The following is a 21,827-nucleotide window of genomic DNA, read 5'->3' as shown; positions in this document are numbered from 1 at the left end:
GCAGTTCTCCTGCAGGTGCCGCGCGAACGGCACCCGCCCCTGGCTCAGAAGTTGTAGGCAATACCGGTGTAGGCACCGAAGCCGTCACCCGGGTACAGCGCCGCAGTGTCCTGGCCCTTGGCGTCGTAGCTGGGCGCCAGGGCGGTGACGTAGTCCTTGTCGGTGAGGTTCTTCAGGTCCAGGTACACCTGCCAGGTCTTGTTCGGCGCGTCGTAACCCAGGCGTGCACCCCACAGGGTGTAGGACGGGGCGTAGAAGCTGTTGGCGTAGTCCACTGCCGTGCTCGACGCCGAGCGCACATTGACCCCGGCGTAGAAACCGTTGGCGTACTGGTAGAACAGCTCGCCCTGGTAGACGTGCTTGGGCAGGCCCGGCAGCTCGTTCTTGGCGAACAACGGGTCGTTGCGGTAGTGGAAGTCGTTGAGCGTGTAGGCCTGGCGCCAGCTCAGCACATCACCGTTATCGCGCTGCCAGAGCTTGGTGGTCAGCCCCGCCTCGATGCCCTGGTGAATGGTCGGGCTGGCGTTGGAGGTCGAGACCACCGCCGCCGAGGTGGTGGTGGCCGGGAGGATTTCGACGTTGAGCAGCTCGTCCTTGATCCAGGATTTGTACAGGGTCAGGCTGCCATCGAAGATCTCCGAGCGCCCGCGAATACCCAGCTCGACGGTGTTGGCGCTTTGCGGCACCAGGGTCTTGGCGAAGTTGGTGGTGACTCCGGAGCCTGAACTCGACCAGGAGCTGGGCGGGTCGATCGAGCGGCTGACGTTACCGAACACTTGCACGTCCGGGGTCAGGTAGTAGCGCAGGCCGAGCCGTGGCGCCAGCTTCCACTCGTCATAGCGGTAGTGGCTGGGGATACCGCTGGTGTTGGCCCGGTCGCTGAAGCTGACGTCGACGTTGCGCTTGACCTCGATGGCCGACAGGCCGGTGGACAGGTACAGGTTGTCGCTCAGGCCCAGGTCGTTGCCCAGCGACAACACATGGTCGAAGGAGCCATCGTACTCGACCTGTTTCTGCAACCGGCCCAGGTCCTTGTCGCCGTTGTAGGTGCGCACCCCGGAGCGGATGTGCTGGGTGCTGTTCCAACCCAGGGTGGTGGTGCTTGGCAGGCCGAACAACTGGTCGCTGCGGGTGTACTTGAGCGAGTAATTGATGTCGCGCCAGTCCCAGTAGTTGGGGTTGACCGTACTCTTCTTGCTGAGGATCTGCGGATAGTTGTGATAGACCAGGCCGGCCACCAGGGTCGAGTCGTCGTCGAAGGTGTAGGTGGTCTTGCTGCCGACCCAGGTCGAGCCTTCCTTGGTCGAGTCACCACGGGTGGCGCGGGTGCTGGGGTTGGTCTGCGACGAGTTCTTCTTCAGTTGCGCCAGGGTCAGGGCCCCGGAGTTCTCGTGGTATTCCTCGCGGTAGCGGATGTACAGGCGGGTTTCCAGCTTGGGGTTGAAGCGGTAGCCAAAATTGGTCACCACGCCCTTGGCCTTGGTGAAGGTGAAGTCCTGGTAACCGTCGCGCTTGGAGTTATCGACGCTGACGAAATAGTCGGCGTTGCCGGCCACGCCACCGGTGCTCAGGGTCTGTTTCTGCCAACCGAAGCTGCCGCCTTCGAGCTTGATGCGGTTGCCCGGCGCAGTCAGCCCGGAGTTGGTCACGAAATTGATCGCCCCACCCAGGGACAACGCGCCGTACTCGAAGGCGTTGGCGCCGCGCAGCACTTCGGTGTAGTTCAGGCCCTGGGTGTCGAGCAGTTCATAGGGCGTGCCGCCAGCGCCGGTCAGGGCCAGGCCGTCGAAGAGGAACTTGGTGCCTTCACGAAAGTAACCCGGCGAGGTGTTGGCGCCTGAACCCCGGATGGAAATCTTGATGGCATCGTTGCCGCCGGCAGCCTGGGCATACACCCCCGGCTGATAAGCCAGGGTGTCTTCCAGGGTGGCCGAACGGCCCTTCTCCACCTCGGCCTGCTGGACCAGCCCGGTGCCGCCAGGGATCTCGTCCAGTTGCGCCTGCGCAGCTTCTACCGGGGTGGCTTTGGCGGCCTGGACGGTGACCGTCTCCAGGCGTTGTTCAGTTTGTTTGGCATCATCGGCCTGGGCCAGCGGTGCCAGGCTCAACAGGGCTGCGCCGACGCTGGCCAGCTTCCAGTCCCTGCCTACTACTTTGGTCGAATAATTGGATAAAACGGCTGTTTCCCGAGGCACGAAATTCAAGGTCTTGCTCCCCACCTGATTGAAAAATAGGCGAGTTTCTATTGGTATAGTCAATCTCGAGGGAAGCTATTGCAGCCTCCGTGCCAACCTGAAAAACCCCTGTATCTCCTGTGCTTGACGCCTCGCCGAGGTTTAAACAATTGTTCGAAATCCAGGCATCTGTGGAACTGCTGTTGCCTGGCAAACAGTTGATCATGCACCCGCCACTGATAGATACGCTCGATAGACCTATCAACAAGGTCGATTAGTCCCACATTCCGTAGGGGAATACACTAGCGCGCATACGTCCGCTAAAACCCTGCGTCAGACAGGGACCTGCGACACACCGTGCTTACACACCCCAGCCAACTGCGCTTGCGACGCCTTGTTGCCGGGCATGCCTATGCCCGCAGCTTTGTGCAGCCGATAAGAATGAGGAGATACCCATGGGACTTGGCAGACGACAGTTCTTCAAGCTCTGTACCGCCGGCGTCGCCACCGCCACCTGCGCAAGCCTCGGCTTTGCCCCCGGCGTGGCCCAGGCGACCCAGTCGCGCCAGTACAAGCTGCTGCGCGCCAAGGAAACCCGCAACAACTGCACCTATTGCTCGGTCGGTTGCGGGATTCTCATGTACAGCCTGGGCGATGGTGCAAAGAACGCCAAGGCGCGCATCTTCCATATCGAAGGCGACCCCGATCACCCGGTCAGCCGCGGCTCGCTGTGCCCCAAGGGCGCCGGCCTGGTCGACTACGTGCACAGTGAACAGCGCCTGCTCCATCCCGAGTACCGCGCGCCGGGCTCGGACACATGGCAGCGCATCAGCTGGGAGCACGCCATCGAGCGCATCGCCCGGTTGATGAAGGATGACCGCGACGCCAACTTCATCGAGAAGAACGCCAAGGGCACTACGGTCAACCGCTGGCTCAGCACCGGCATGCTCTGCTCCTCGGCGGCCAGCAGCGAAACCGGCTCGCTCGACCAGCGCTTCACCCGCGCCCTGGGCATCCTCGGCACCGACAGCCAGGCGCGGGTCTGCCATGCGCCGACGGTTGCCGCGCTGGCGCCGACCTTTGGCCGTGGCGCCATGACCAACAACTGGGTCGACATCAAGAACGCCAACGTCGTGCTGATCATGGGCGGCAACCCGGCCGAGGCACACCCGGTAGGCTTCAAGTGGGTGATCGAGGCGAAGATCCGCAACGGCGCCAAGGTCATCGTCGTCGACCCGCGCTTCAACCGCAGCGCCGCAGTGGCCGACATCTACTCGCCGATCCGCGCCGGCTCCGACGTGACCTTCCTGATGGGCGTGGTCAACTACCTGATCAGCCACGACAAGATCCAGCACGAGTACGTGCGCCACTACACCAACGCCAGCCTGATCGTGCGCGAGGACTACCACTTCGACGACGGCCTGTTCAGCGGCTACGACGAAAAAAAGCGCAGTTACGACCGCAGCTCCTGGAGCTACGAGCTCGACAGCAAGGGCTACGCCAAGCGCGACCTGACGTTGCAACACCCGCGCTGCGTGTGGAACCTGCTCAAGGCCCACGTCAGCCGCTACACCCCGGAGATGGTCACCAACGTCTGCGGCACGCCCAAGGACGACTTCCTCAATATTTGCGCGATCCTCGGCGAAACCAGCGCCCCGGACAAGACCGCGACCTTCCTCTACGCCCTGGGCTGGACCCACCACACCAACGGCGCGCAGATGATCCGTGGCTCGGGGATGATCCAACTGCTGCTGGGCAACATCGGCATGGCCGGTGGCGGGGTCAACGCCCTGCGCGGCCACTCCAACATCCAGGGCTACACCGACCTGGGCCTGTTGTCGCTGCGCCTGCCCGGTTACATGAACCTGCCGTCCGACGAGCAGACCACCCTGGCCAGCTACCTCAAGCAGACCACGCCGACAGCGCTGCTGGAAGATCAGGTCAACTACTACAAGCACACGCCGAAATTCTTCGTTAGCCTGATGAAAAGCCTGTGGGGCGACAAGGCCACCAAGGCCAACGACTGGGGTTTTGACTGGCTGCCCAAGTGGGACGACAGCTACGACGTGCTCAACTACAGCAACCGCATGTACGAGGGCAAGGTCAACGGCTACATCGCCCAGGGCTTCAACCCGGTGGCGGCCTTCCCCGACAAGAACAAGGCCCAGGCGGCACTGGCCAAACTCAAGTTCCTGGTGATCATCGACCCGCTGGCCACCGAGACCTCGAGCTTCTGGCAGAACCACGGCGAGCAGCACGATGTCGACACCGCCGCGATCCAGACCGAAGTGTTCCGCCTGCCCTCTTCGTGCTTTGCCGAAGAAGACGGCTCGATCGTCAACTCCGGGCGCTGGCTGCAATGGCACTGGGCCGGTGCGGCGCCGCCCGGCGAGGCCTGGCACGACGGCAAGATCCTCGGCCACCTGTTCCTGAAAATCCGCGAGCTGTACGAAAAGGAAGGCGGCGCCAACCCGGCACCGATCCTCAACATGGCCTGGGACTACGCCGACCCGCTGGACCCCAAGCCCGAAGAAGTGGCCAAGGAGTCCAACGGCCGCGCCCTGGCTGACCTGCACGACGAGCAAGGCAAGCTGATCCTGCGCAAGGGCCAGTTGCTCAGCGACTTCTCGCAACTGCGCGATGACGGCAGCACCCAGTGCTTCAACTGGATCTTCGCCGGCTCCTGGACCGAACAAGGCAACCAGATGGCCCGTCGCGACAACGCCGACAGCGGCCTGGGCTGCACCCCGGGCTGGGCCTGGGCCTGGCCGCAGAACCGGCGCATCCTCTACAACCGCGCATCAGCCGACCCGCAGGGCCAGCCGTGGGACCCCAAACGCAAGCTGATCGGCTGGGACGGCGAACGCTGGAGCGGCGTCGATGTGCCCGACTTTGCCGTCAGCGCCGCCCCTGGCGGCAAGGTCAACCCGTTCATCATGCTGCCTGAAGGCCTGGGCCGGCTGTTCTCGGTCGGCGCGATGAACGACGGGCCGTTCCCCGAACACTACGAGCCGACCGAAAGCCCGCTGGCAAGCAACCCGCTGCACCCGAACGTGACCTACAGCCCGACCGCACGGCTGTACGAAAACGATCGCCAGCGCATGGGTAACCGCGAAGAGTTCCCCTACGTGGCGACCACCTACTCGATCACCGAGCTGTTCCGCCACTGGACCAAACACGCGCGCCTGAACGCCATCGTCCAGCCCGAGCAGTTCGTCGAGGTCGGCGAGAAGCTGGCGGCCGAAAAAGGCATCGTCCAGGGCGATATGGTCAAGGTCAGCACCAAGCGTGGCTACATCAAGGCCAAGGCGGTGGTGACCAAGCGCATCCGCCGCCTGGCCGTCGATGGCCAGGACGTCGACACCATCGGCATCCCCTGCCATTGGGGTTATGAAGGCAGCACGCGCAAGGGCTTTCTGGCCAACACCCTGACCCCGGGAGTCGGCGAGTCGAACACCCATACGCCGGAGTACAAGGCGTTTCTCGTGAACATTGAAAAGGTCTGAGGGCGAACACCATGTCCATGCAATCCCAAGACATCGTCCGCCGCTCGGCCACCAACGTGCTGACCCCGGCGCCACACACCCGCGATCACCAGGCCGAAGTGGCCAAGCTGATCGACGTGAGCATCTGCATCGGCTGCAAGGCCTGCCAGGTGGCCTGCAACGAATGGAACGACCTGCGTGATGAGGTCGGCCATAACGTTGGCGTGTACGACAACCCGGCCGACCTGTCGGCCGAGACCTGGACGCTGATGCGTTTTGATGAAGTCGAAGACGAAAGCGGCAAGCTCGAATGGCTGATCCGCAAGGACGGCTGCATGCACTGCGCCGACCCCGGCTGCCTGAAAGCCTGCCCGCAACCGGGGGCGATCATCCAGTACGCCAACGGCATCGTCGACTTTCAGTCCGAGCACTGCATCGGCTGCGGCTACTGCATCGCCGGCTGCCCGTTCGATGTGCCGCGCATCAGCCAGAAAGACAACAAGGCCTACAAATGCACGCTGTGCGTCGACCGGGTTTCGGTCGGCCAGGAGCCGGCCTGCGTCAAAACCTGCCCGACCGGGGCAATCAACTTCGGCAGCAAAGCGGACATGCTGCACCAGGCCGGCGAACGGGTCAGCGAACTGCAAGGCCGCGGCTTTGCCGGGGCCGGCATCTACGACCCGCAAGGCGTCGGCGGGACCCACGTGGTCTACGTGCTGCAGCACGCCGACAAACCGCAGCTGTACCACAAGCTGCCCACCGACCCGCGCATCAGCAACGCCATCCAGGGCTGGAAAGGCTGGATGAAACCGGTGGCCGCGGCGGCGTTCTTCGCCACCCTGGCCGGCACCCTGTTCCACTACATCGGCGTCGGCCCCAATGAAGTCGACGAACAGGATGAGAAGATCGAAGAGGATACCCACGCATGAACAAGGACAAACTGATCCTGCGCACGCGCTTCATCGAACGCGCCAGCCACTGGTTCATGGTGATCTGCTTCTTCGCCGTGGCGCTGTCGGGGCTGTCGTGGTTCTTCCCCTCGCTCAACGGCCTGAATGCAGTGTTCGGCACCCCGCAGCTGGCGCGCATCCTTCATCCGTTTTTCGGTGTGGTGGTGTTTTTGCTGCTGATGTTCCTGTTCGTGCGCTTCGTGCGCTACAACCTGCCCGAGCGCGAAGACCTGCAGTGGTTCAAGAACCTCAAACAGGTGCTGGCCGGCCAGCATGAACCGGCGCTGAACATCGGCAAATACAACGCCGGTCAGAAGATCCTGTTCTGGGGCATCATGGGCCTGATCAGCCTGCTGCTGCTCAGCGGCGTGGTGATCTGGCGGCCGTACTTCGCGCCGCTGTTCAGCATCCCGACCATCCGTATCGGCCTGCTGGTGCACGCGCTGGCCGGGATCAGCCTGATCCTGCTGATCATCGGCCATGCGTACCTGGCGTTCTGGGTCAAAGGCTCGATCCGCGGCATGGTCACCGGCTACGTCAGCCGCCGCTGGGCCAAGACCCACCACGACCGCTGGTACCGCCAACTCAACAGCAAGCAAAGCAAAGCCGGGAGCGACAAATGAGCAGCATCCAGATGACCCCGGTGCAGACGCCCAGTGGCGGCGTCAACGAGATCGTCGCGGTGCTGCTGCCGTCGCTCAAGGACCGCTACCGCAAACGTGCCGCACGTCTGCGCCAACTGGCCGATGGGCATGCCATGGGCGATTACCTGGGCTTTTGTGCCAGCATCGCTGATGCCCAGCAGCAACTGCTGGCTACGCTACCGCTGCCTGAGGCGCTGGCAGCCGGACTGGCTGCGCGTTTGAGCGAAGGCCGGCCGCCGCTGGCGAGCGCCGAGTACCCGCGCGACGGGTACTGGCAGCAGTTGCTCAGCGGCTTGATCGATGCGCTTTACAGCGACGCCAACCCGACCGTGCGCAGCACCCTGGACACCTTGCGCGGCTACTCGGCGGCGCAGCTGGAAGTACTGGCCAGTGCCCTGCTCGCCGCTGACTATGAGCAGGTCGACAGCGGCCAGGCGCTGTTTCTCTGGAGCGCGCTGGCGTTGTACTTCACCCAACTGGCCAATGCCCTGCCCGCCTCGGCCAGGGCCGGCCTGGGCGAACAGCGCCAGCATTGCCCGGTGTGCGCCAGCGCGCCGGTGGCCAGTGTGATCATGACCGGCGCCCAGTCCGGGCTGCGTTACCTGCATTGCGGCCTGTGCGAAAGCCGTTGGCACATGGTTCGGGTAAAATGCAGCAACTGCGAAGCCACCGGCGCCCTGGACTACTGGTCGCTGGAACGGCAGGATGCGCCGATCAAGGCCGAGAGCTGCAACGACTGCCACAGCTACCTGAAAGTGTTGTACCCGGAAAAGGACCGCGACCAGGACGTACTGGCCGATGACCTGGCTTCCCTGGCGCTGGACGCCGAGGTGGAGCGCGAGGGGTATGGGCGCAGTGCTGTCAGTCCGTTTCTGTTCCCTGGCTGACAGCATCGCTGGCAAGCCAGCTCCCACAGTGGTTAGGTGCGCACCTTACCTGTGGGAGCTGGCTTGCCAGCGATGGGCTGCACAGCAGTCCTCTCTCAGGCACCATCCCATCAAGAGACTCCCCATGGGCATCAAGAAATCCTCCACCGAACTCAAACGCGACCTCAAAGGCGTCGCCAGCAACCTGGAACGCACCGCCGGTGAAATCAGCAAACTGGCCGAACGCATCGACGGTGTCGACGTGGTCGCCGTGCTGCACCTGATGAATCGCCTGTACAAGGACTCCGACAAGCTCAAGGCCTACGCCGACGAGATCAAGGTCGGGCGCATCGTGCGCGGCAAGGCCGAGTAATCAGCCCACGCGCCCGGCAACCAGCAGCACCCCGATCTGCTCGGCCAGGTGCAGCAGCTCGGCGTACGCGCCGCTGTCGTGCAGCACGCTGCGCGATTGGCCCTGGGGCCTGAGCATTGTCCCCGTCAGCCGATCGCCAAACAGCATCATTGCCCGTGCGCTGTCATCCTGTCGTGAAGTCCAGCACAGGCCCTGCACCCCAGGGTTCTGCCGGTAAATCGCCTCGGCCCACAGGCGGGTCTGCGGGTATTGGTCCTTCTCGGTATCGATCAACTGGTTGCGCGGCACCCCGAGCTTGCGCAACGCCTTGCTGCCCAGGTCCACCAACAGCAGGTCCTGCGCACTGAGCAGCACCGAGTGCAACTGCCCGTGCAACTTGAGCGTGTCGCAGGTCTTGAGGCCGGCGGCAAAAGGCACGTCGTGGAACACCGTTTCCAGCGCCGCACAATCAAAGCTGGTGCCACCGTACAAGGTCGGGATCGGCTGGCCGCGGGCATCCCTGATCGGGCTGAAACGGGCATTGCCCTTAAGCCCGGGGTTGAACTGGCCGGGGCCGTACTGATCCAGGTGAACACGGTGGATCGGCGTACCCTTTGCCCAGGTCAGGGTCGATAACTGCAGCACACCGGCAGGCGCCGGTGTATCAACCATGAGCGATGCCCTGCAGTTCGTCTTCGGCGGCGGCCAGCACCTGCTCCGGCGCACTGCCGAGCAGATCGAGCGGGCGCTTGCCACCCAGGAAACTGTTGGCCGACATGAACCAGTAGCCCAGGCCCCAGCTGTCCTTGGCCTCGGCAAAGCGCGCCAGCACCGGCGCCATGGCCTTGAGCGGCCGGTAACCGGCATCCAGGCCGTAAGCCGGGAAGTAATCGACACCATGGTGGCGCAGGGCGAAGATCGCCCCTTCGCGCTTCCATTTGTTCGGTTGGGCGCTGGGGTTGCTCGGGCTGAAACCTGCCAGCCCGGCAATCTGCGCGGCAGTCAACCAGTCGCCGCTCTGCAGCACCGCCGTGCGCGCCTGGGCCAGCATCGCTGCCTCCTTGAGCGCATTGGGCGTTGGCGGCGCCTTGGGCACCAGGGCTTCGACGATGGACTCAAGGGCTTGCTGCTGTTGCCGGCCCATCAGGCTTTTGACGAAACCGGCAACGCTGGCGAAGGTCGCAGCAATGGCATCGACCTCGCCCGGGCTGGCATCGGCCAGGGCAACCGCCACCACCTGCTCGGCCTGTTGGCGGCTCTGGCGCTTGCGCACATCCTTGGGCGAACCGGCCAGGGCGGCCAGCGCTGGGCGCTGATCGGAAGCACGGCGCATACAACCCCCTTTCGATTAGATCGGATATCTGTATTTTATAGTAATCCAGATAACCCATGAGCACCAGCCGTGTGCCGACGAGCGACTAGCAAAACCTGCCAATGCTCTTACACTTGCTCTGAATGATTGACGAGCGGGAGCCTGTCGCGATGCCGAGCCTGGATTTTCTCATTACGTCACTGATCGTCGTGCTGATTCCCGGCAGCGGCGTGATCCTGACCATCTCCACTGCCCTGGTGGCCGGCAAGCGCGCGAGCCTCTACACCGCGTTGGGCTGCACGGCGGGGATCGTCCCGCACCTGCTGGCCTCTGTCCTGGGCCTGTCGGCGATCCTGCACACCAGCGCCCTGGCCTTCCAGGGCCTGAAGTTCGTCGGCGTCGCTTACCTGCTGTACCTGGCCTACGCCACCTGGCGTGACCGCTCGGCCTTCGCCGTCGACAGCAACAGCGCGGTCGGTAGCCCTGGCAGCCTGATCCTGCGGGCCTGCCTGTTGAACATCCTCAATCCGAAGCTGACGATTTTCTTCCTGGCGTTTTTGCCGCAGTTCATCAGCGCCAAGGGCGGCTCGGTAACCGGGCAGATGCTCAGCCTGAGCACGGTGTTCATGCTCATGACCTTCGTCGTGTTTGTGCTGTATGGCCTGCTGGCCAACCTGTTCCGTCGCGCGGTGATTGAATCGCCGCAGGTACAGAACTGGCTGCGCCGCAGTTTTGCTGCCTCTTTTGCCGGCCTGGGCCTGAATCTGGCGTTCGCCCAGCGCTGAGGAGCGCCTGCGATGAACCGCTGTGACGTGCTGATCATCGGCGCCGGCCCCACCGGGTTGGTACTGGCCCTGTGGTTGAGCAAGCTGGGTATCAAAGTGCGCATCATCGACAAGACCGCTGGCCCTGGCACTACCTCACGGGCCCTGGCGGTGCAAGCACGGACCCTGGAGCTGTATCGCCAACTGGACCTGACCGAGGCGATTCTCGAGCAGGGCCACCAAGTGCCGGCGGCCAATTTGTGGGTCAAGGGCGAAGCCGCCGCGCGCCTGCCATTCAGCGCCATTGGCAGCGACCTTACGCCCTACCCGTTCCTGCACATCTACCCGCAGGACCAGCACGAGCAACTGTTGATCGAACGCCTGCTGGGCTTTGGCGTTGCCGTCGAACGGCAAACCGAGCTGCTCGACTTCAGCCAGGACGCCGAGGGTGTCACTGCTCGCCTGCGCCATGCCGATGGCGTCGAGCAAGTGTGCGCAGCCGACTACCTGGCCGGTTGCGACGGCGCCCGTTCGACGGTGCGCAAGGCTCTGGGCATTGGCTTTCCAGGCGGCACCTACGAGCAGCTGTTCTATGTCGCCGATGTCGACGGCGCGGGCCCGACGTTCAATGGCGAACTGCATGTGGACCTCGACGAGGCGGACTTTCTCGCCGTGTTCCCGCTGGCGGGCAGTGGCCGCACGCGGTTGATCGGAACGGTGCGCGACGCGCGGGCCGAACACCCGGAGCACTTGAGTTTCGAGGATGTCAGCCGCCGCGCCATGGAGCACCTGAAGGTCGAGATCACCCGGGTCAACTGGTTCTCCACCTACCGCGTCCACCACCGCGTGGCCGAGCAGTTCAGCCGCGGCCGCGCCTTGCTGCTGGGTGACGCCGCCCACGTGCACAGCCCGGCCGGTGGCCAGGGCATGAACACCGGCATCGGCGACGCCATCAACCTGGCCTGGAAACTGGCGGCGGTGTTGCAGGGTTCGGCCACCCAGACCTTGCTCGACACCTATGAAATCGAGCGCAGCGCCTTCGCCCGGCGCCTGGTGTCGACCACCGACCAAGTGTTCAATTTCATCACCGCCGATGGCCGCCTGGCGACCCTGGTGCGCACACGGGTGGCGCCACTGTTGATCCCGCGGGTGGCCGCATTCAAGGCCGCGCGGGAGTTGCTGTTTCGCACCGTCTCGCAAATCACCCTGAACTACCGCGACATGCCCTTGAGCGTCGGCTGCGCCGGCCAGGTGCATGGCGGCGAACGTATGCCCTGGGTCAGCGACGGCGGCCACGACAACTACGCGGGGCTGGCGCGCATGTGCTGGCAGGTACAGGTCTACGGCGCCGCCAGCGGCAGCCTGGTGGCCTGGTGTGCCGAACGCGGCATGCCGCTGGAGGTCTTCGAATGGCGCGACACCCATGCAAGCTCCGGCTTGCAGCTCGATGGCGTGTACTTGCTGCGGCCGGACAGCTACGTCGCCCTGGCCCAGGTCGGTGCCGGGCCGCAGGTGCTGGAAGATTACTTCAGCGCACGCGGGATGCACGGGTACTAGCCTGATTGTGCGAGAATGCGCGCTCGTCTCGAATGTTTATCTGCTAAGGAATGGCATCATCAAACTCCCCAGCGTTTTTCTCCTGGCCTCGACCTTGCTCCTGACCAGCTGCGGCACCCTGATCGCACGCACCCCCAACGGCCACAGCAGTGCTGACTACTACAAAGGCACCCAGGCCAACTTCCAGTTGCTGACCATGCATGGCTCCACGGGTTATGACGGCTACGCCACCGTGTTCTGCTGGGTGACCATCGTCTGCCCGGTGTTTGCCATTGCCACCCTGCCAGCGGACATGGTGGTCGACACCGCCCTGCTGCCTGTTGATGCGATGAACTGAAATGCCGCAACTCGAATACAGCCGCGTGGCGTTTCTGAACATCTACATCAATGACTTCAGCATCTATATCGGCGCGCCCTTGATGGTGCTGACAGTGTTCGACTGGATGCCCAAAGGCATTGCCGCAACCTACATGCTGGTGGTTTTCGGCCTGTGCTTTCTGAGCTTTCCACTGGCGATGCTGGTGCGCTGCCCGCTGTGCAACGCGGCGATGCTGCACCTGTACAAAGACGAACCCGGCACCGCACTGTCACGCCGGGTCGGCTTTAGCGAAGTGCGCGGGTTGAAGAAGGTACGTTGCCTGAAGTGCGACGGGCTGCTGAAGATTCGCGATTGATTCGCGGGGTGGGTGGGCTTGCCCCGGCTCGCCTCGAAACACACATTATGTGACACTTACCCGCAAACTCAAGAATGTGCGGATGCAGACCATGGATGGAACACCTTGCGGGTCAGCCCCTTCAGAGCTGATGCAGTTTCTGTATGACTTCGTCGAGGCGGAGAAACAGGCAAACCTGGCACAGCTACTTCAAGTATGGGCCCAACCACTGGCAGGAAAGCTTGCAAAGGGTTGGACGCAAGGATTCACTCGGCTTGAACGTGGCCCCTGCGGCGATGAGATCTGGGCGTACACTGATCAAAGCGAGTCGCGCTTTCGAATCAATGACCTCCTGCTTTTACATAGCGGACAAGCTGATCAGGAGCGCCTGTGCGGACAACTGAAGTTTGTCGCCGAAGAAGACGGCCGCTGGCTGCTGAAGGGAAAATTTGCAAGTCTACTCTGGGAGCTTTACCACTCTGGTCCCTGTTATGCCGACCCGGACGGCATTGACCTTTCCGACTATTACCTGCGTGCCCTGGATGAGATCAACACCTCCCCAAGGGGTCGGCAGCGTATTTTGCCGCTGCTGGTAACCGAGCCTGCAATCAACTTCATTACGCAGGACATCAAGGACGGCGAAGCTTTCGCTAAAGCGCATGGCTGCAATGATCGCCAGGCTGAGGCGGTTGGCATGGCTCTGGGCGCCGAGCACATCGCCTGTATTCAGGGACCGCCGGGGACCGGGAAAACCCGGGCATTGGCGCTGATTGCCGAACGCTTGGTGGCGCGTGGCGAGCGTGTGCTAATGACCTCGCACACGCACATGGCGATCAACAATGCGTTGAACAAGATCGCTGCACGTGGTGTACCTACGGTAAAGGTTGCCGGGTCCAGGGAAGGCCTGGCCGCTAACGTTTCGTATGTCGAAGACCTGGCCAACTGGGAGGACCTCCCGGTCGACGGTGGCTATGTTGTCGGCGCTACGCCCTTTGCCACCTGCAGTCGACTTGAAGCCTATAGCTTTGACACCGTCATCTTTGATGAAGCCAGCCAGATCACGCTGCCTTTGGCCCTGATGGCCATGCGCAAAGGCAACTGCTACATTTTCATTGGCGACCAGAAACAGTTACCCCCGGTGATGTTGTCGCGCTCGGTGCTTGCCGACGACTCGCTGTCGATCTTCAGCAGGCTCACCTCGCAGCGGGCCGAACATACGGTGATGCTCGACCAGACCTACCGGATGAATCAATGGCTGACCGACTGGCCCAGCAGGATGTACTACAAACAGCGGCTCATGGCAGCAGGCTCCAACCAACAACGGCAGTTGCAACTGCGGGATGTGCCTGAGCGCTTCGCAGAGATTTTTGACCCACAGGCGAGTGTGGTCTTCATTCCCACAGGGGATCGGACGGCAAAAACACGCAACCCTGTTGATGCTCAATGGGTTTGTGACATCTGCCAGGCAGCCCACGCCAGTGGCTTGCCTCTGGCGCAGATAGGTATCGTGACACCCTACCGCGCCCAGGGCCGTGCGATTCAACAACTGTTGATCAAACAGTTCGGCCGTGAATCGGCGAAGCAGGTCGTGGCCGATACCGTCGAGCGCATGCAGGGACAGGAACGGGAGCTGATCATCTTGTCCATGGCCAGCGGTGATGAGGTCTTCATCGGCGCTGTGGCGGAGTTTCTCTTCCAACCCGAACGGTTGAACGTATCGATTACCCGGGCCATGACCAAACTGATCATTATCGGTCCGCACCTGCGTGCTGAGCCCGTCCATGCCCGCGAGGAAGTCCAGGCATGGTTCGCCCAGTATCAATCGCTGGTTGACCACGCCCGGCTGGTAAGGCTGACCCCATGACCACCTACATTCCCGAATGGGCCAATGTTACCGGGCGTCAGATGCAACTAAAGCGCGTTTTCAACAAACTGGATGACAGCTTCGTTCTGCGAAAATGCATCGCACCCGACGTGTGGGTCCCTGACTTTTTCCTGCATCGCAACGGCTGCTGCTGGCTGGCCATCGTGGTTTGCAATGCGGATTTCGAAAGCCTCTCCCCCGACCAACTGATCGAACCGGCGGGGCTTGCAGACTTTTCTACCCTGGCGAACAACCTGCGGGCTCTGGACGGCCTGCTCGACAACGCACCCGCGATAAGCAAGCTCATGCTGATGTGGGGCTGCACGGCAGAGCAGACTGCGCGGCTGGCCAAGGCTTACCCGCAGAACATCGCCGGCATTCGCTTGATGTCCCGGCAAACGTTCATGGACGAAGGTGAGCAGCACCTGCCGAAAATACTCGTCAACCAACCCGATGAGCTTCAGCAAGCCTGGCTCGGACGACTGTTCCCGGAAACTGAAATTCCGGCGCAGTGCACGACCCGACGCAGCTTGCGTCGCGACAACAGCGCCAAGACACTGCCCTACTTCCTCGATACCCAACAGGAGTGGGCAGCCAAGCTTGACCTGGACTTGCCCGAGGAGCAGTCGCAAACAGCCACAGACTGCTCGATTCGCCTGGTCAATGGCGTCGCGGGCAGTGGCAAGACCCTGATCGCGGTCAGCCGTGCGCTGCTCCTGGCCAGGACCCACCCCGAGCAACAGGTATTGATGCTGATCCACAACAAGCCTGTGGTGGTCGATCTCAATCAACGGCTCAAACAGGTCTATGGACGTATTCCGAAAAACCTTCGAATCATGAGAGCCTTTGCCTGGTTCAGGGAGCAATGGGTCCGACAAAACAATAGTCAGCCGGCGATGGCTGCCAATAGGGAAGTGGCTGAACTGATTGCCGAGGCGCGTAAACGCTGGCCACAAATCAAGCCCGACAACAAGCAACTGCAAGACGAGCTGGATTTCATCAATGATGCAATGATCACTAGCCAAACGCATTATCTCGAAGTAGACCGGGCCGGTCAGGGCTTTGCCCTGCGCGCCGCAGAGCGCGTACAGCTCTGGGAACTGTTCGAGATGGTCAAGCAGGGCCTTGCTAGCAAAGGCAAGCGTCTGTGGAGTTCGCTGCCGCGAGATATCACCCTGGCACCCCAGGATGGCACGCTGAACCTCTACCGACACATTCTCATCGACGAAGCACAATTCTTCGCACCGTCCTGGTTCCAAGTCGTCAAACGCTCGCTTGAGCCACTGCAAGGTAGCCTGTTCCTGTGTGCCGATCCCAACCAGGGTTTCATGAAAAGCCGGCTGAGCTGGAAGCGTGTCGGCCTGGATGTCGCTGGCAAGACGAAAAAACTGCGCCGTTCCTACCGCACAACCCAACGAATCCTGGAGGCGGCCAACCAGGTACTGGTGGAGTACACCGACGCTGACGCAGAAGATTTTCTGACACCCGACTTCGAGGGCATGACACCAGGACACCCCCCTCTGCTGGTCATTTCCGATTCGCCGCAAGATGCTGTATCACAACTTTGTAACGAAATTAGGGAGAGCTCGAACCAACTGGCCGTCCCCCTATCCAGTATGTTGGTGGTGTACGGGCTGGGGGTCAACGAACGACTTCTGGAAACACGCCTGGGCCAAGCACTGGGCACGGAGCGCTTGTGGAACCTGAGTACAGGCCAAACCACGCCCCATGCCCAGGCGGCGGATTACTTGCGCCTGGCCCGACTCGACACGGCCACGGGACTTGAGGCCAACACGGTTTTCCTGGTCGGCCTTGAGCCATTGCTTGCAAGCGGCTTCGAAAATGCAGCGGGTAGCGCAGGCAACGCCCAGGCAATCGAAGAAAGCGCGCGAAAGCTCTACATGGCCATGACACGGGCCGGGCAACGCCTGATCATGGTCAACTCGCAACCGATCCCGGCGACATTGGCCAGACTGTTTGAACAGCCCCATACGGTCGTTGCTAAGGAATGGCATCATTAGAATCTTCACGTCTTTGCTCCTGGCCTCGACCCTGACCCTGGCCAGTTGCGGCACTTTTCTCGCCCGTGGCATCAGTAACTACAGCAACCACGATTACTACACAGGCACCCAGACCAACATCGAGCTACTGACCTCGCACAATAGAGAAGGTTACGACGCTTACGCCACTGTGGTCTGCTGGGTGACCATCGTCTGCCCGGCAGTTGCCATTGTTACCTTGCCGGTGGATATGGTGGTCGACACCGCCCTGCTGCCCGTTGATGCGATGAACTGAGCTGTCACGCCGGGTAGGCTTTAGCAAAGTGCGCGAGCTGAAGATTCGCGATTGATCGCAAGGCCTCATCGCGGGGCAAGCCCGCTCCCACGGCTGGTCACCGCGCACAGCAGCAGCCCGGCCAGGGCCAGAGAGCCACCGACAAAGCCGATGTTGCCCAGGCCCATGTGCACGCTGACCAGGCTGCCGATCAACGCGCCGGCGCCAATGCCGATGTTGTAGATGCCGGAGAACATGGCCATGGCCACGTCGGTGGCATCCGAGGCCAAAACCAGCACTTTGGATTGCAGCGCCAGGCTGAAGCACATGATCGCAACGCCCCAGAACACGCTCAAGCTGCCCAGCAGGCGGAAGTCGCCGGACAACGGCAGCAACAGCAGCAGACAGGTCGCCAGTATCGCAATCGCACCAATCAGAAAACCCCGGGGGAAGCGCTCGCTGTAACGGCTGAACAACACCGAACCAAACACTCCGGCGCCGCCAAACAGCAACAGCAGCACCGTGGTCATCTCACCGCCGATCTGCGCCACATTCAACGCGAACGGCTCGATGTAGCTGTAGGCCGTGAACTGCGCGGCAATCACCAGCGCCACCAGCATGTACACGGTCACCAGCGCCGGGCGCTTGAACAGTATCGGCACGCTGCGCAGCGAGCCGGAGTTCTGGCTGGGCAACAGCGGCAGGGATTTGACCAGGCACAACAAGGTTGCCAGGGCCACCCCGGCAATCGCCAGGAAGGTGGTGCGCCAGCCCAGGGCCTCGCCCACCACCCGCCCCAGGGGGATGCCCATGACCATCGCCAGGGTAGTGCCGGTCGCCAGCAAACCCAGGGCCTTGGCCTGTTGCCCCGGCGGCGCCACGCGTACCGCCAGCGAGGCGGTGATGGCCCAGAACACCGCATGGGCCAGGGCGATGCCGATACGGCTGACCAGCAGCATGGCGAAGCTCTGCGCCACCCCCGAAAGCAAATGGCTGAGGATGAACAGGGCAAAGACGATGATCAGCAACTTGCGCCGCTCGATATTGCGCGTCAGCAGCATCATCGGCAACGAGGCCAGGGCCACCACCCAGGCATAGATGGTCAGCATCAGCCCGACCTGGGCGGTGGACATCTCAAAACTGCGGCCGATGTCGCTGAGCAGCGCCACCGGGACGAATTCAGTGGTGTTGAAAATGAACGCCGCCAGGGCCAGGGCGATGACACTCAGCCAGCTGCCGGTTCGCGCCTCCACGGATGTATTCATGAGTAAAGCCTTGCTCCGAGTCGTTTGCGGTTGCCGGGAACGAAAGACGCGCCCAGCGCCAGGCACTCCTGCCGGTCGGGCCTGAGTGAAGCGTGTGCGCTGAGGAAGAGTTATAAGTCTGCGGGGTATCGCTTGCTGGCAAGGATAGTACGTCAGCACCGACGCTGTCACAACCGCGCAGGCCTGGAGTACCATGGCGCGATTCGTTCATGGAAGACTCCCCGCTATGTCACTACCGTCCCAGGCTTTGGCCAATATCCTCGACAACGCCAGCCTGATCGCTGCTATCGAGCAGGGCCAGGCGCCCGCCTACCTGTACTTCTGGGGCCACCGGCAAAAGGTCGACGGCACGCCGGACAAAAGCTGCTTCAGCCAGTGGTTCGAAGCCGGCTTCAAGGAACAGGGCATCCTCTACCCCAGCGCCGAGCACTACATGATGGCCGGCAAGGCGCGGCTGTTCAACGACCCGGCAACCCTTGCGAAGATCCTCGCCGCCTCCACACCCGCCGAAGCCAAGAAGCTTGGCCGCGAAGTCGCCGGTTACGATGACGCGGCCTGGGTGGCCGAGCGCTCGGCCATTGTCGAACAGGCCAACCTGCTCAAGTTCGAGCAGAACCCGGGGCTGCGCAAGTTCTTGCTGTCCACCGATGGCCAGGTGCTGGTCGAAGCCAGCCCGGTGGACCGCATCTGGGGCATCGGCCTGGACGCCAAGGCGCCGCAGGCGGCCGATCCGCGCCAGTGGCAGGGCCTGAACCTGCTGGGCTACGCCCTGATGCGCGTGCGCGAGCGCCTGGCCTGAGGCGCCAGCGCAGGATTTTTCTGCGCTGCTACACTCTTATTCGCGCAGATGGAGGATTCCCTCATGTCCGATAAAGAGATCACCACAGCCCTTAACCTGATCAACCAGCGCCAAGCCCGGCTCGCCTCGGCGTGCAAGGAGATTGCCGACTGGATCGACCGCCAGGGCGACGTGCCGGTGGCCGGCAAGATCCGCGACACGCTCAAGGCGGTCGAGGCCGACGATCAGCTGGTCAGAAAGACGCTCACCTCGCTGAGCATCGAACGCCCTCTGCCGCGCTTCCGCTAACCCGGCGGCCTGGGGCGGGATGAGTATCCTCTACGACGAACGCGTCGACGGCGCCCTGCCCCCGGTGCAAAAGCAGGCACTGTTGCAGGCCTTGCAGGCACAGCTGCCGGGCCTGGACATCCTGCACACAGAAGAAGACCTCAAGCCCTACGAATGCGATGGCCTCTCAGCCTACCGCTCAACACCGATGCTGGTGCTGTTGCCGCACACCCTCGAGCAAGTTCGCGGCATCCTCGCCCTGTGTCATGCCCGCCAGGTGCCGGTAGTGGCTCGCGGCGCCGGCACCGGCCTGTCGGGCGGCGCCTTGCCGCTGGAGCAAGGCGTGTTGCTGGTGATGGCGCGCTTCAACAAGATCCTCGCCATCGACCCTGCGGCCCGCACCGCCCGGGTTCAGCCGGGGGTGCGCAACCTGGCGATTTCCCAGGCCGCCGCAGCCTATGGCCTGTACTACGCGCCCGACCCATCGTCACAGATTGCTTGCTCGATTGGGGGCAACGTCGCCGAAAACGCCGGTGGTGTGCACTGCCTGAAGTACGGCCTGACCGTGCACAACCTGCTCAAGGTCGAGGTGCTTACCATCGAAGGTGAATCCCTGACCCTCGGCGCCGACAGCCTCGATGCCCCGGGCTTCGATTTGCTGGCGCTGTTTACCGGCTCTGAGGGCCTGCTCGGGATCATCACTGAAGTCACGGTCAAACTGCTGCCCAAGCCCCAGGTGGCCAAGGTGCTGCTGGCGGCCTTCGACTCGGTGGCCAAGGCCGGACGTGCGGTGGGCGAGATCATCGCTGCCGGGATCATCCCCGGCGGCCTGGAGATGATGGACAACCTGGCGATCCGCGCCGCCGAAGACTTCATCCATGCCGGTTACCCGGTGGAAGCCGAAGCGATCCTTTTGTGCGAACTCGATGGTGTCGAAGCCGACGTGCACGACGACTGCCAGCGGGTCCGCGCCCTGCTCGAACAGGCCGGCGCCACGCAAGTACGCGAGGCCTGTGACGAGGTGGAGCGGGTGAAGTTCTGGGCCGGGCGCAAGAACGCCTTCCCGGCGGTGGGACGGATTTCTGCCGACTATTACTGCATGGACGGCACCATCCCGCGCCGCGAACTGCCGCGGGTGTTGCAGCATATCGCCGCGCTGTCGCGCAAATATGGCCTGCGGGTGGCCAATGTCTTTCATGCCGGCGACGGCAATATGCACCCGCTGATCCTCTTCGACGCCAACCAGCCCGGTGAGCTTGAGCGGGCCGAAGCCTTTGGCGGCGAAATCCTCGAACTGTGCGTGAGCGTCGGCGGCAGCATCACCGGCGAGCATGGCGTGGGCCGGGAGAAAATCAACCAGATGTGCGTGCAGTTCAACAGCGACGAGCTGACCCTGTTCCACGCGGTCAAGGCGGCCTTCGACCCCCGTGGCCTGCTCAACCCCGGCAAGAACATCCCGACCCTGCACCGCTGCGCCGAATTCGGCGCCATGCATGTGCACGCAGGGCAACTGCCATTCCCCGAACTGGAGCGTTTCTGATGCCCGTTGGCTGCGACCACGATGCTAGCCAGGCGCTGCTCGAACAGGTCAACCTGGCCCGCGCCGAGGGCAGCTCGGTGCAGATTCGTGGCGGTGCCAGCAAGGCCTTTCTCGGCCGCCCGGTTGCCGGGGTCGAGCTCGATACCCGGGCGCACCGGGGCATCGTCAACTACGACCCGAGCGAACTGGTCATCACCGCCCGCGCCGGTACGCCCCTGCGCGAATTGTCCGCAGCCCTTGAGGCCGCCGGGCAGATGCTGCCCTGCGAGCCACCGCACAGCAACGACGGTGCCACCCTCGGCGGCATGGTCGCTGCCGGCTTGTCCGGGCCACGGCGGCCCTGGGCTGGCTCGGTGCGCGACTATGTGCTCGGCACCCGGGTGATCAGCGGCCTGGGCCTGCACCTGCGCTTTGGCGGCGAGGTGATGAAAAACGTCGCCGGCTACGACCTGTCGCGCTTGATGGCCGGCAGTTTCGGCTGCCTGGGGCTGATCACCGAAGTGTCGCTGAAGGTGCTGCCCATACCGCGCTGCGCAGCACACCTGGCCCTGCACATCGACCCGCAACAGGCGTTGCAGAGACTGGCGCAATGGGGCCAGCAAGGGCTGCCGATCAGCGCTGCCTGCCATGACGGCAGCGCATTGCGCCTTCGCCTGGAGGGCGGCGAAGGCTCGGTCAAGGCCGCCCGTGACCAGCTTGGCGGGGAGCCTTTCCAGGCCAGCTGGTGGCAAGACCTGAATGACCGCCGCCTGGCTTTTTTCGCAGGCTCCACTTCGCTGTGGCGGCTGTCGCTGCCCAACCACCGGCCGTTGCTGGCGTTGCCCGGCGAGCAGTTGCTGGACTGGGCCGGTGCGCAGCGCTGGCTCAAGTCCGAGGCCCCGGCCGAGACCATTCGCGCCGCCGTCCAGCACCTGGGCGGCCATGCCACCTGCTATAGCCCCAGCGATACGCCGTTCCAGGCACTGCCTGCGGCCTTGCTGCGCTATCACCAGCAACTCAAGCAGCGCCTTGACCCGCAACGGATCTTCAACCCCGGGCGGATGTACACGGAGATTTGAGCC

At 63.0% G+C, this 21,827-nt stretch carries 20 protein-coding genes; 16 read left to right on the top strand and 4 right to left on the bottom strand.

What is annotated here, in order from left to right; all coding sequences use genetic code 11:
* Positions 1-44: 44 nt before the first annotated feature.
* The gene (locus M5G17_RS22905; RefSeq protein WP_273895178.1) at positions 45-2,132 is read right to left on the bottom strand and encodes a TonB-dependent receptor family protein; all 2,088 of its coding nucleotides are present in this window, start codon (positions 2,130-2,132) and stop codon (positions 45-47) included.
* 497 nt (positions 2,133-2,629) lie between these two features.
* Here M5G17_RS22905 and fdnG point away from each other — a divergent pair, with 497 nt between their 5' ends.
* From fdnG to M5G17_RS22880, 5 genes are all read left to right on the top strand, one after another.
* A complete protein-coding gene (gene fdnG, locus M5G17_RS22900) occupies positions 2,630-5,680 on the top strand; it encodes a formate dehydrogenase-N subunit alpha (RefSeq protein ID WP_273895168.1) in 3,051 nt (1,016 codons plus the stop codon).
* Positions 5,681-5,697: 17 nt separating this feature from the next.
* Entirely contained in the window at positions 5,698-6,588 is an 891-nt protein-coding gene (gene fdxH, locus M5G17_RS22895) for a formate dehydrogenase subunit beta (protein WP_273895177.1), read from the top strand.
* Positions 6,585-7,232: a formate dehydrogenase subunit gamma gene (locus tag M5G17_RS22890; protein ID WP_273895167.1), complete on the top strand. Its 648-nt coding sequence runs from the start codon at positions 6,585-6,587 to the stop codon at positions 7,230-7,232. Before fdxH ends, M5G17_RS22890 begins: the two co-directional genes overlap by 4 nt.
* Positions 7,229-8,140, top strand: coding sequence for a formate dehydrogenase accessory protein FdhE (gene fdhE, locus M5G17_RS22885; RefSeq protein WP_273895166.1), 912 nt, complete (start codon positions 7,229-7,231; stop codon positions 8,138-8,140). Before M5G17_RS22890 ends, fdhE begins: the two co-directional genes overlap by 4 nt.
* Positions 8,141-8,264: 124 nt before the next feature.
* The gene (locus M5G17_RS22880) at positions 8,265-8,492 is read left to right on the top strand and encodes a hypothetical protein (protein ID WP_273895165.1); all 228 of its coding nucleotides are present in this window, start codon (positions 8,265-8,267) and stop codon (positions 8,490-8,492) included.
* On the opposite strand, the gene M5G17_RS22875 is transcribed toward M5G17_RS22880, so the two are convergent.
* A complete protein-coding gene (locus M5G17_RS22875) occupies positions 8,493-9,143 on the bottom strand; it encodes an RES family NAD+ phosphorylase (RefSeq protein ID WP_273895164.1) in 651 nt (216 codons plus the stop codon).
* The gene (locus M5G17_RS22870) at positions 9,136-9,804 is read right to left on the bottom strand and encodes an antitoxin Xre/MbcA/ParS toxin-binding domain-containing protein (protein ID WP_273895163.1); all 669 of its coding nucleotides are present in this window, start codon (positions 9,802-9,804) and stop codon (positions 9,136-9,138) included. Before M5G17_RS22870 ends, M5G17_RS22875 begins: the two co-directional genes overlap by 8 nt.
* Before the next feature lie 149 nt (positions 9,805-9,953).
* Between M5G17_RS22870 and M5G17_RS22865 the strand changes: the two genes are divergently transcribed.
* The 7 genes from M5G17_RS22865 (at position 9,954) to M5G17_RS22835 (ending at position 16,916) form a co-directional block, all read left to right on the top strand.
* Positions 9,954-10,568, top strand: coding sequence for a LysE family translocator (locus tag M5G17_RS22865; RefSeq protein WP_273895162.1), 615 nt, complete (start codon positions 9,954-9,956; stop codon positions 10,566-10,568).
* A 12-nt stretch (positions 10,569-10,580) separates the two neighbouring features.
* On the top strand, positions 10,581-12,104 hold the full coding sequence (locus M5G17_RS22860) for an FAD-dependent oxidoreductase (RefSeq protein ID WP_273895161.1): 1,524 nt from the start codon (positions 10,581-10,583) through the stop codon (positions 12,102-12,104).
* Between the two features lie 94 nt (positions 12,105-12,198).
* Complete coding sequence (locus M5G17_RS22855; protein ID WP_273895160.1) at positions 12,199-12,441, top strand: YceK/YidQ family lipoprotein; 243 nt, start codon at positions 12,199-12,201, stop codon at positions 12,439-12,441.
* Between the two features lies 1 nt (position 12,442).
* Entirely contained in the window at positions 12,443-12,778 is a 336-nt protein-coding gene (locus M5G17_RS22850; RefSeq protein ID WP_273895159.1) for a hypothetical protein, read from the top strand.
* A gap of 82 nt (positions 12,779-12,860) precedes the next feature.
* On the top strand, positions 12,861-14,621 hold the full coding sequence (locus tag M5G17_RS22845; RefSeq protein ID WP_273895158.1) for a DEAD/DEAH box helicase: 1,761 nt from the start codon (positions 12,861-12,863) through the stop codon (positions 14,619-14,621).
* Complete coding sequence (locus M5G17_RS22840; RefSeq protein WP_273895157.1) at positions 14,618-16,642, top strand: DEAD/DEAH box helicase; 2,025 nt, start codon at positions 14,618-14,620, stop codon at positions 16,640-16,642. Before M5G17_RS22845 ends, M5G17_RS22840 begins: the two co-directional genes overlap by 4 nt.
* 13 nt (positions 16,643-16,655) lie before the next feature.
* Positions 16,656-16,916, top strand: coding sequence for a YceK/YidQ family lipoprotein (locus tag M5G17_RS22835; RefSeq protein ID WP_273895156.1), 261 nt, complete (start codon positions 16,656-16,658; stop codon positions 16,914-16,916).
* Positions 16,917-16,981: 65 nt separating this feature from the next.
* Here the strand turns inward: M5G17_RS22835 and M5G17_RS22830 are convergent, their stop codons facing one another.
* Complete coding sequence (locus M5G17_RS22830; protein WP_273895155.1) at positions 16,982-18,160, bottom strand: sugar transporter; 1,179 nt, start codon at positions 18,158-18,160, stop codon at positions 16,982-16,984.
* Positions 18,161-18,386: 226 nt separating this feature from the next.
* Between M5G17_RS22830 and M5G17_RS22825 the strand changes: the two genes are divergently transcribed.
* From M5G17_RS22825 to glcE, 4 genes are all read left to right on the top strand, one after another.
* Entirely contained in the window at positions 18,387-18,959 is a 573-nt protein-coding gene (locus M5G17_RS22825) for an NADAR family protein (protein WP_273895154.1), read from the top strand.
* Positions 18,960-19,022: 63 nt separating this feature from the next.
* A complete protein-coding gene (locus tag M5G17_RS22820; protein WP_130265225.1) occupies positions 19,023-19,247 on the top strand; it encodes a hypothetical protein in 225 nt (74 codons plus the stop codon).
* A gap of 19 nt (positions 19,248-19,266) precedes the next feature.
* Positions 19,267-20,766, top strand: coding sequence for a glycolate oxidase subunit GlcD (gene glcD / locus M5G17_RS22815; protein WP_273895153.1), 1,500 nt, complete (start codon positions 19,267-19,269; stop codon positions 20,764-20,766).
* Positions 20,766-21,824: a glycolate oxidase subunit GlcE gene (gene glcE / locus M5G17_RS22810; protein ID WP_273895152.1), complete on the top strand. Its 1,059-nt coding sequence runs from the start codon at positions 20,766-20,768 to the stop codon at positions 21,822-21,824. Before glcD ends, glcE begins: the two co-directional genes overlap by 1 nt.
* Positions 21,825-21,827 lie beyond the last annotated feature (3 nt).

Origin of the sequence: Pseudomonas rubra (assembly GCF_028656935.1) — a bacterium.
GTDB classification, from domain to species: Bacteria; Pseudomonadota; Gammaproteobacteria; order Pseudomonadales; family Pseudomonadaceae; genus Aquipseudomonas; species Aquipseudomonas rubra.
The sequence above is the reverse complement of the archived record's forward strand: the minus strand, read 5'-3'. Positions and strand labels throughout refer to the sequence as shown.

What these genes read in the sequence shown, in the direction of transcription:
- fdnG (WP_273895168.1), top strand. Translation starts at nt 2,630, where the DNA reads ATGGGACTTGGCAGACGACAGTTCTTCAAGCTCTGTACCGCCGGCGTC.
- fdxH (WP_273895177.1), top strand. Translation starts at nt 5,698, where the DNA reads ATGCAATCCCAAGACATCGTCCGCCGCTCGGCCACCAACGTGCTGACC.
- M5G17_RS22890 (WP_273895167.1), top strand. Translation starts at nt 6,585, where the DNA reads ATGAACAAGGACAAACTGATCCTGCGCACGCGCTTCATCGAACGCGCC.
- fdhE (WP_273895166.1), top strand. Translation starts at nt 7,229, where the DNA reads ATGAGCAGCATCCAGATGACCCCGGTGCAGACGCCCAGTGGCGGCGTC.
- M5G17_RS22880 (WP_273895165.1), top strand. Translation starts at nt 8,265, where the DNA reads ATGGGCATCAAGAAATCCTCCACCGAACTCAAACGCGACCTCAAAGGC.
- M5G17_RS22875 (WP_273895164.1), bottom strand. Translation starts at nt 9,143, where the DNA reads ATGGTTGATACACCGGCGCCTGCCGGTGTGCTGCAGTTATCGACCCTG.
- M5G17_RS22870 (WP_273895163.1), bottom strand. Translation starts at nt 9,804, where the DNA reads ATGCGCCGTGCTTCCGATCAGCGCCCAGCGCTGGCCGCCCTGGCCGGT.
- M5G17_RS22865 (WP_273895162.1), top strand. Translation starts at nt 9,954, where the DNA reads ATGCCGAGCCTGGATTTTCTCATTACGTCACTGATCGTCGTGCTGATT.
- M5G17_RS22860 (WP_273895161.1), top strand. Translation starts at nt 10,581, where the DNA reads ATGAACCGCTGTGACGTGCTGATCATCGGCGCCGGCCCCACCGGGTTG.
- M5G17_RS22850 (WP_273895159.1), top strand. Translation starts at nt 12,443, where the DNA reads ATGCCGCAACTCGAATACAGCCGCGTGGCGTTTCTGAACATCTACATC.
- M5G17_RS22845 (WP_273895158.1), top strand. Translation starts at nt 12,861, where the DNA reads ATGCAGACCATGGATGGAACACCTTGCGGGTCAGCCCCTTCAGAGCTG.
- M5G17_RS22840 (WP_273895157.1), top strand. Translation starts at nt 14,618, where the DNA reads ATGACCACCTACATTCCCGAATGGGCCAATGTTACCGGGCGTCAGATG.
- M5G17_RS22830 (WP_273895155.1), bottom strand. Translation starts at nt 18,160, where the DNA reads ATGAATACATCCGTGGAGGCGCGAACCGGCAGCTGGCTGAGTGTCATC.
- M5G17_RS22825 (WP_273895154.1), top strand. Translation starts at nt 18,387, where the DNA reads ATGTCACTACCGTCCCAGGCTTTGGCCAATATCCTCGACAACGCCAGC.
- M5G17_RS22820 (WP_130265225.1), top strand. Translation starts at nt 19,023, where the DNA reads ATGTCCGATAAAGAGATCACCACAGCCCTTAACCTGATCAACCAGCGC.
- glcD (WP_273895153.1), top strand. Translation starts at nt 19,267, where the DNA reads ATGAGTATCCTCTACGACGAACGCGTCGACGGCGCCCTGCCCCCGGTG.
- glcE (WP_273895152.1), top strand. Translation starts at nt 20,766, where the DNA reads ATGCCCGTTGGCTGCGACCACGATGCTAGCCAGGCGCTGCTCGAACAG.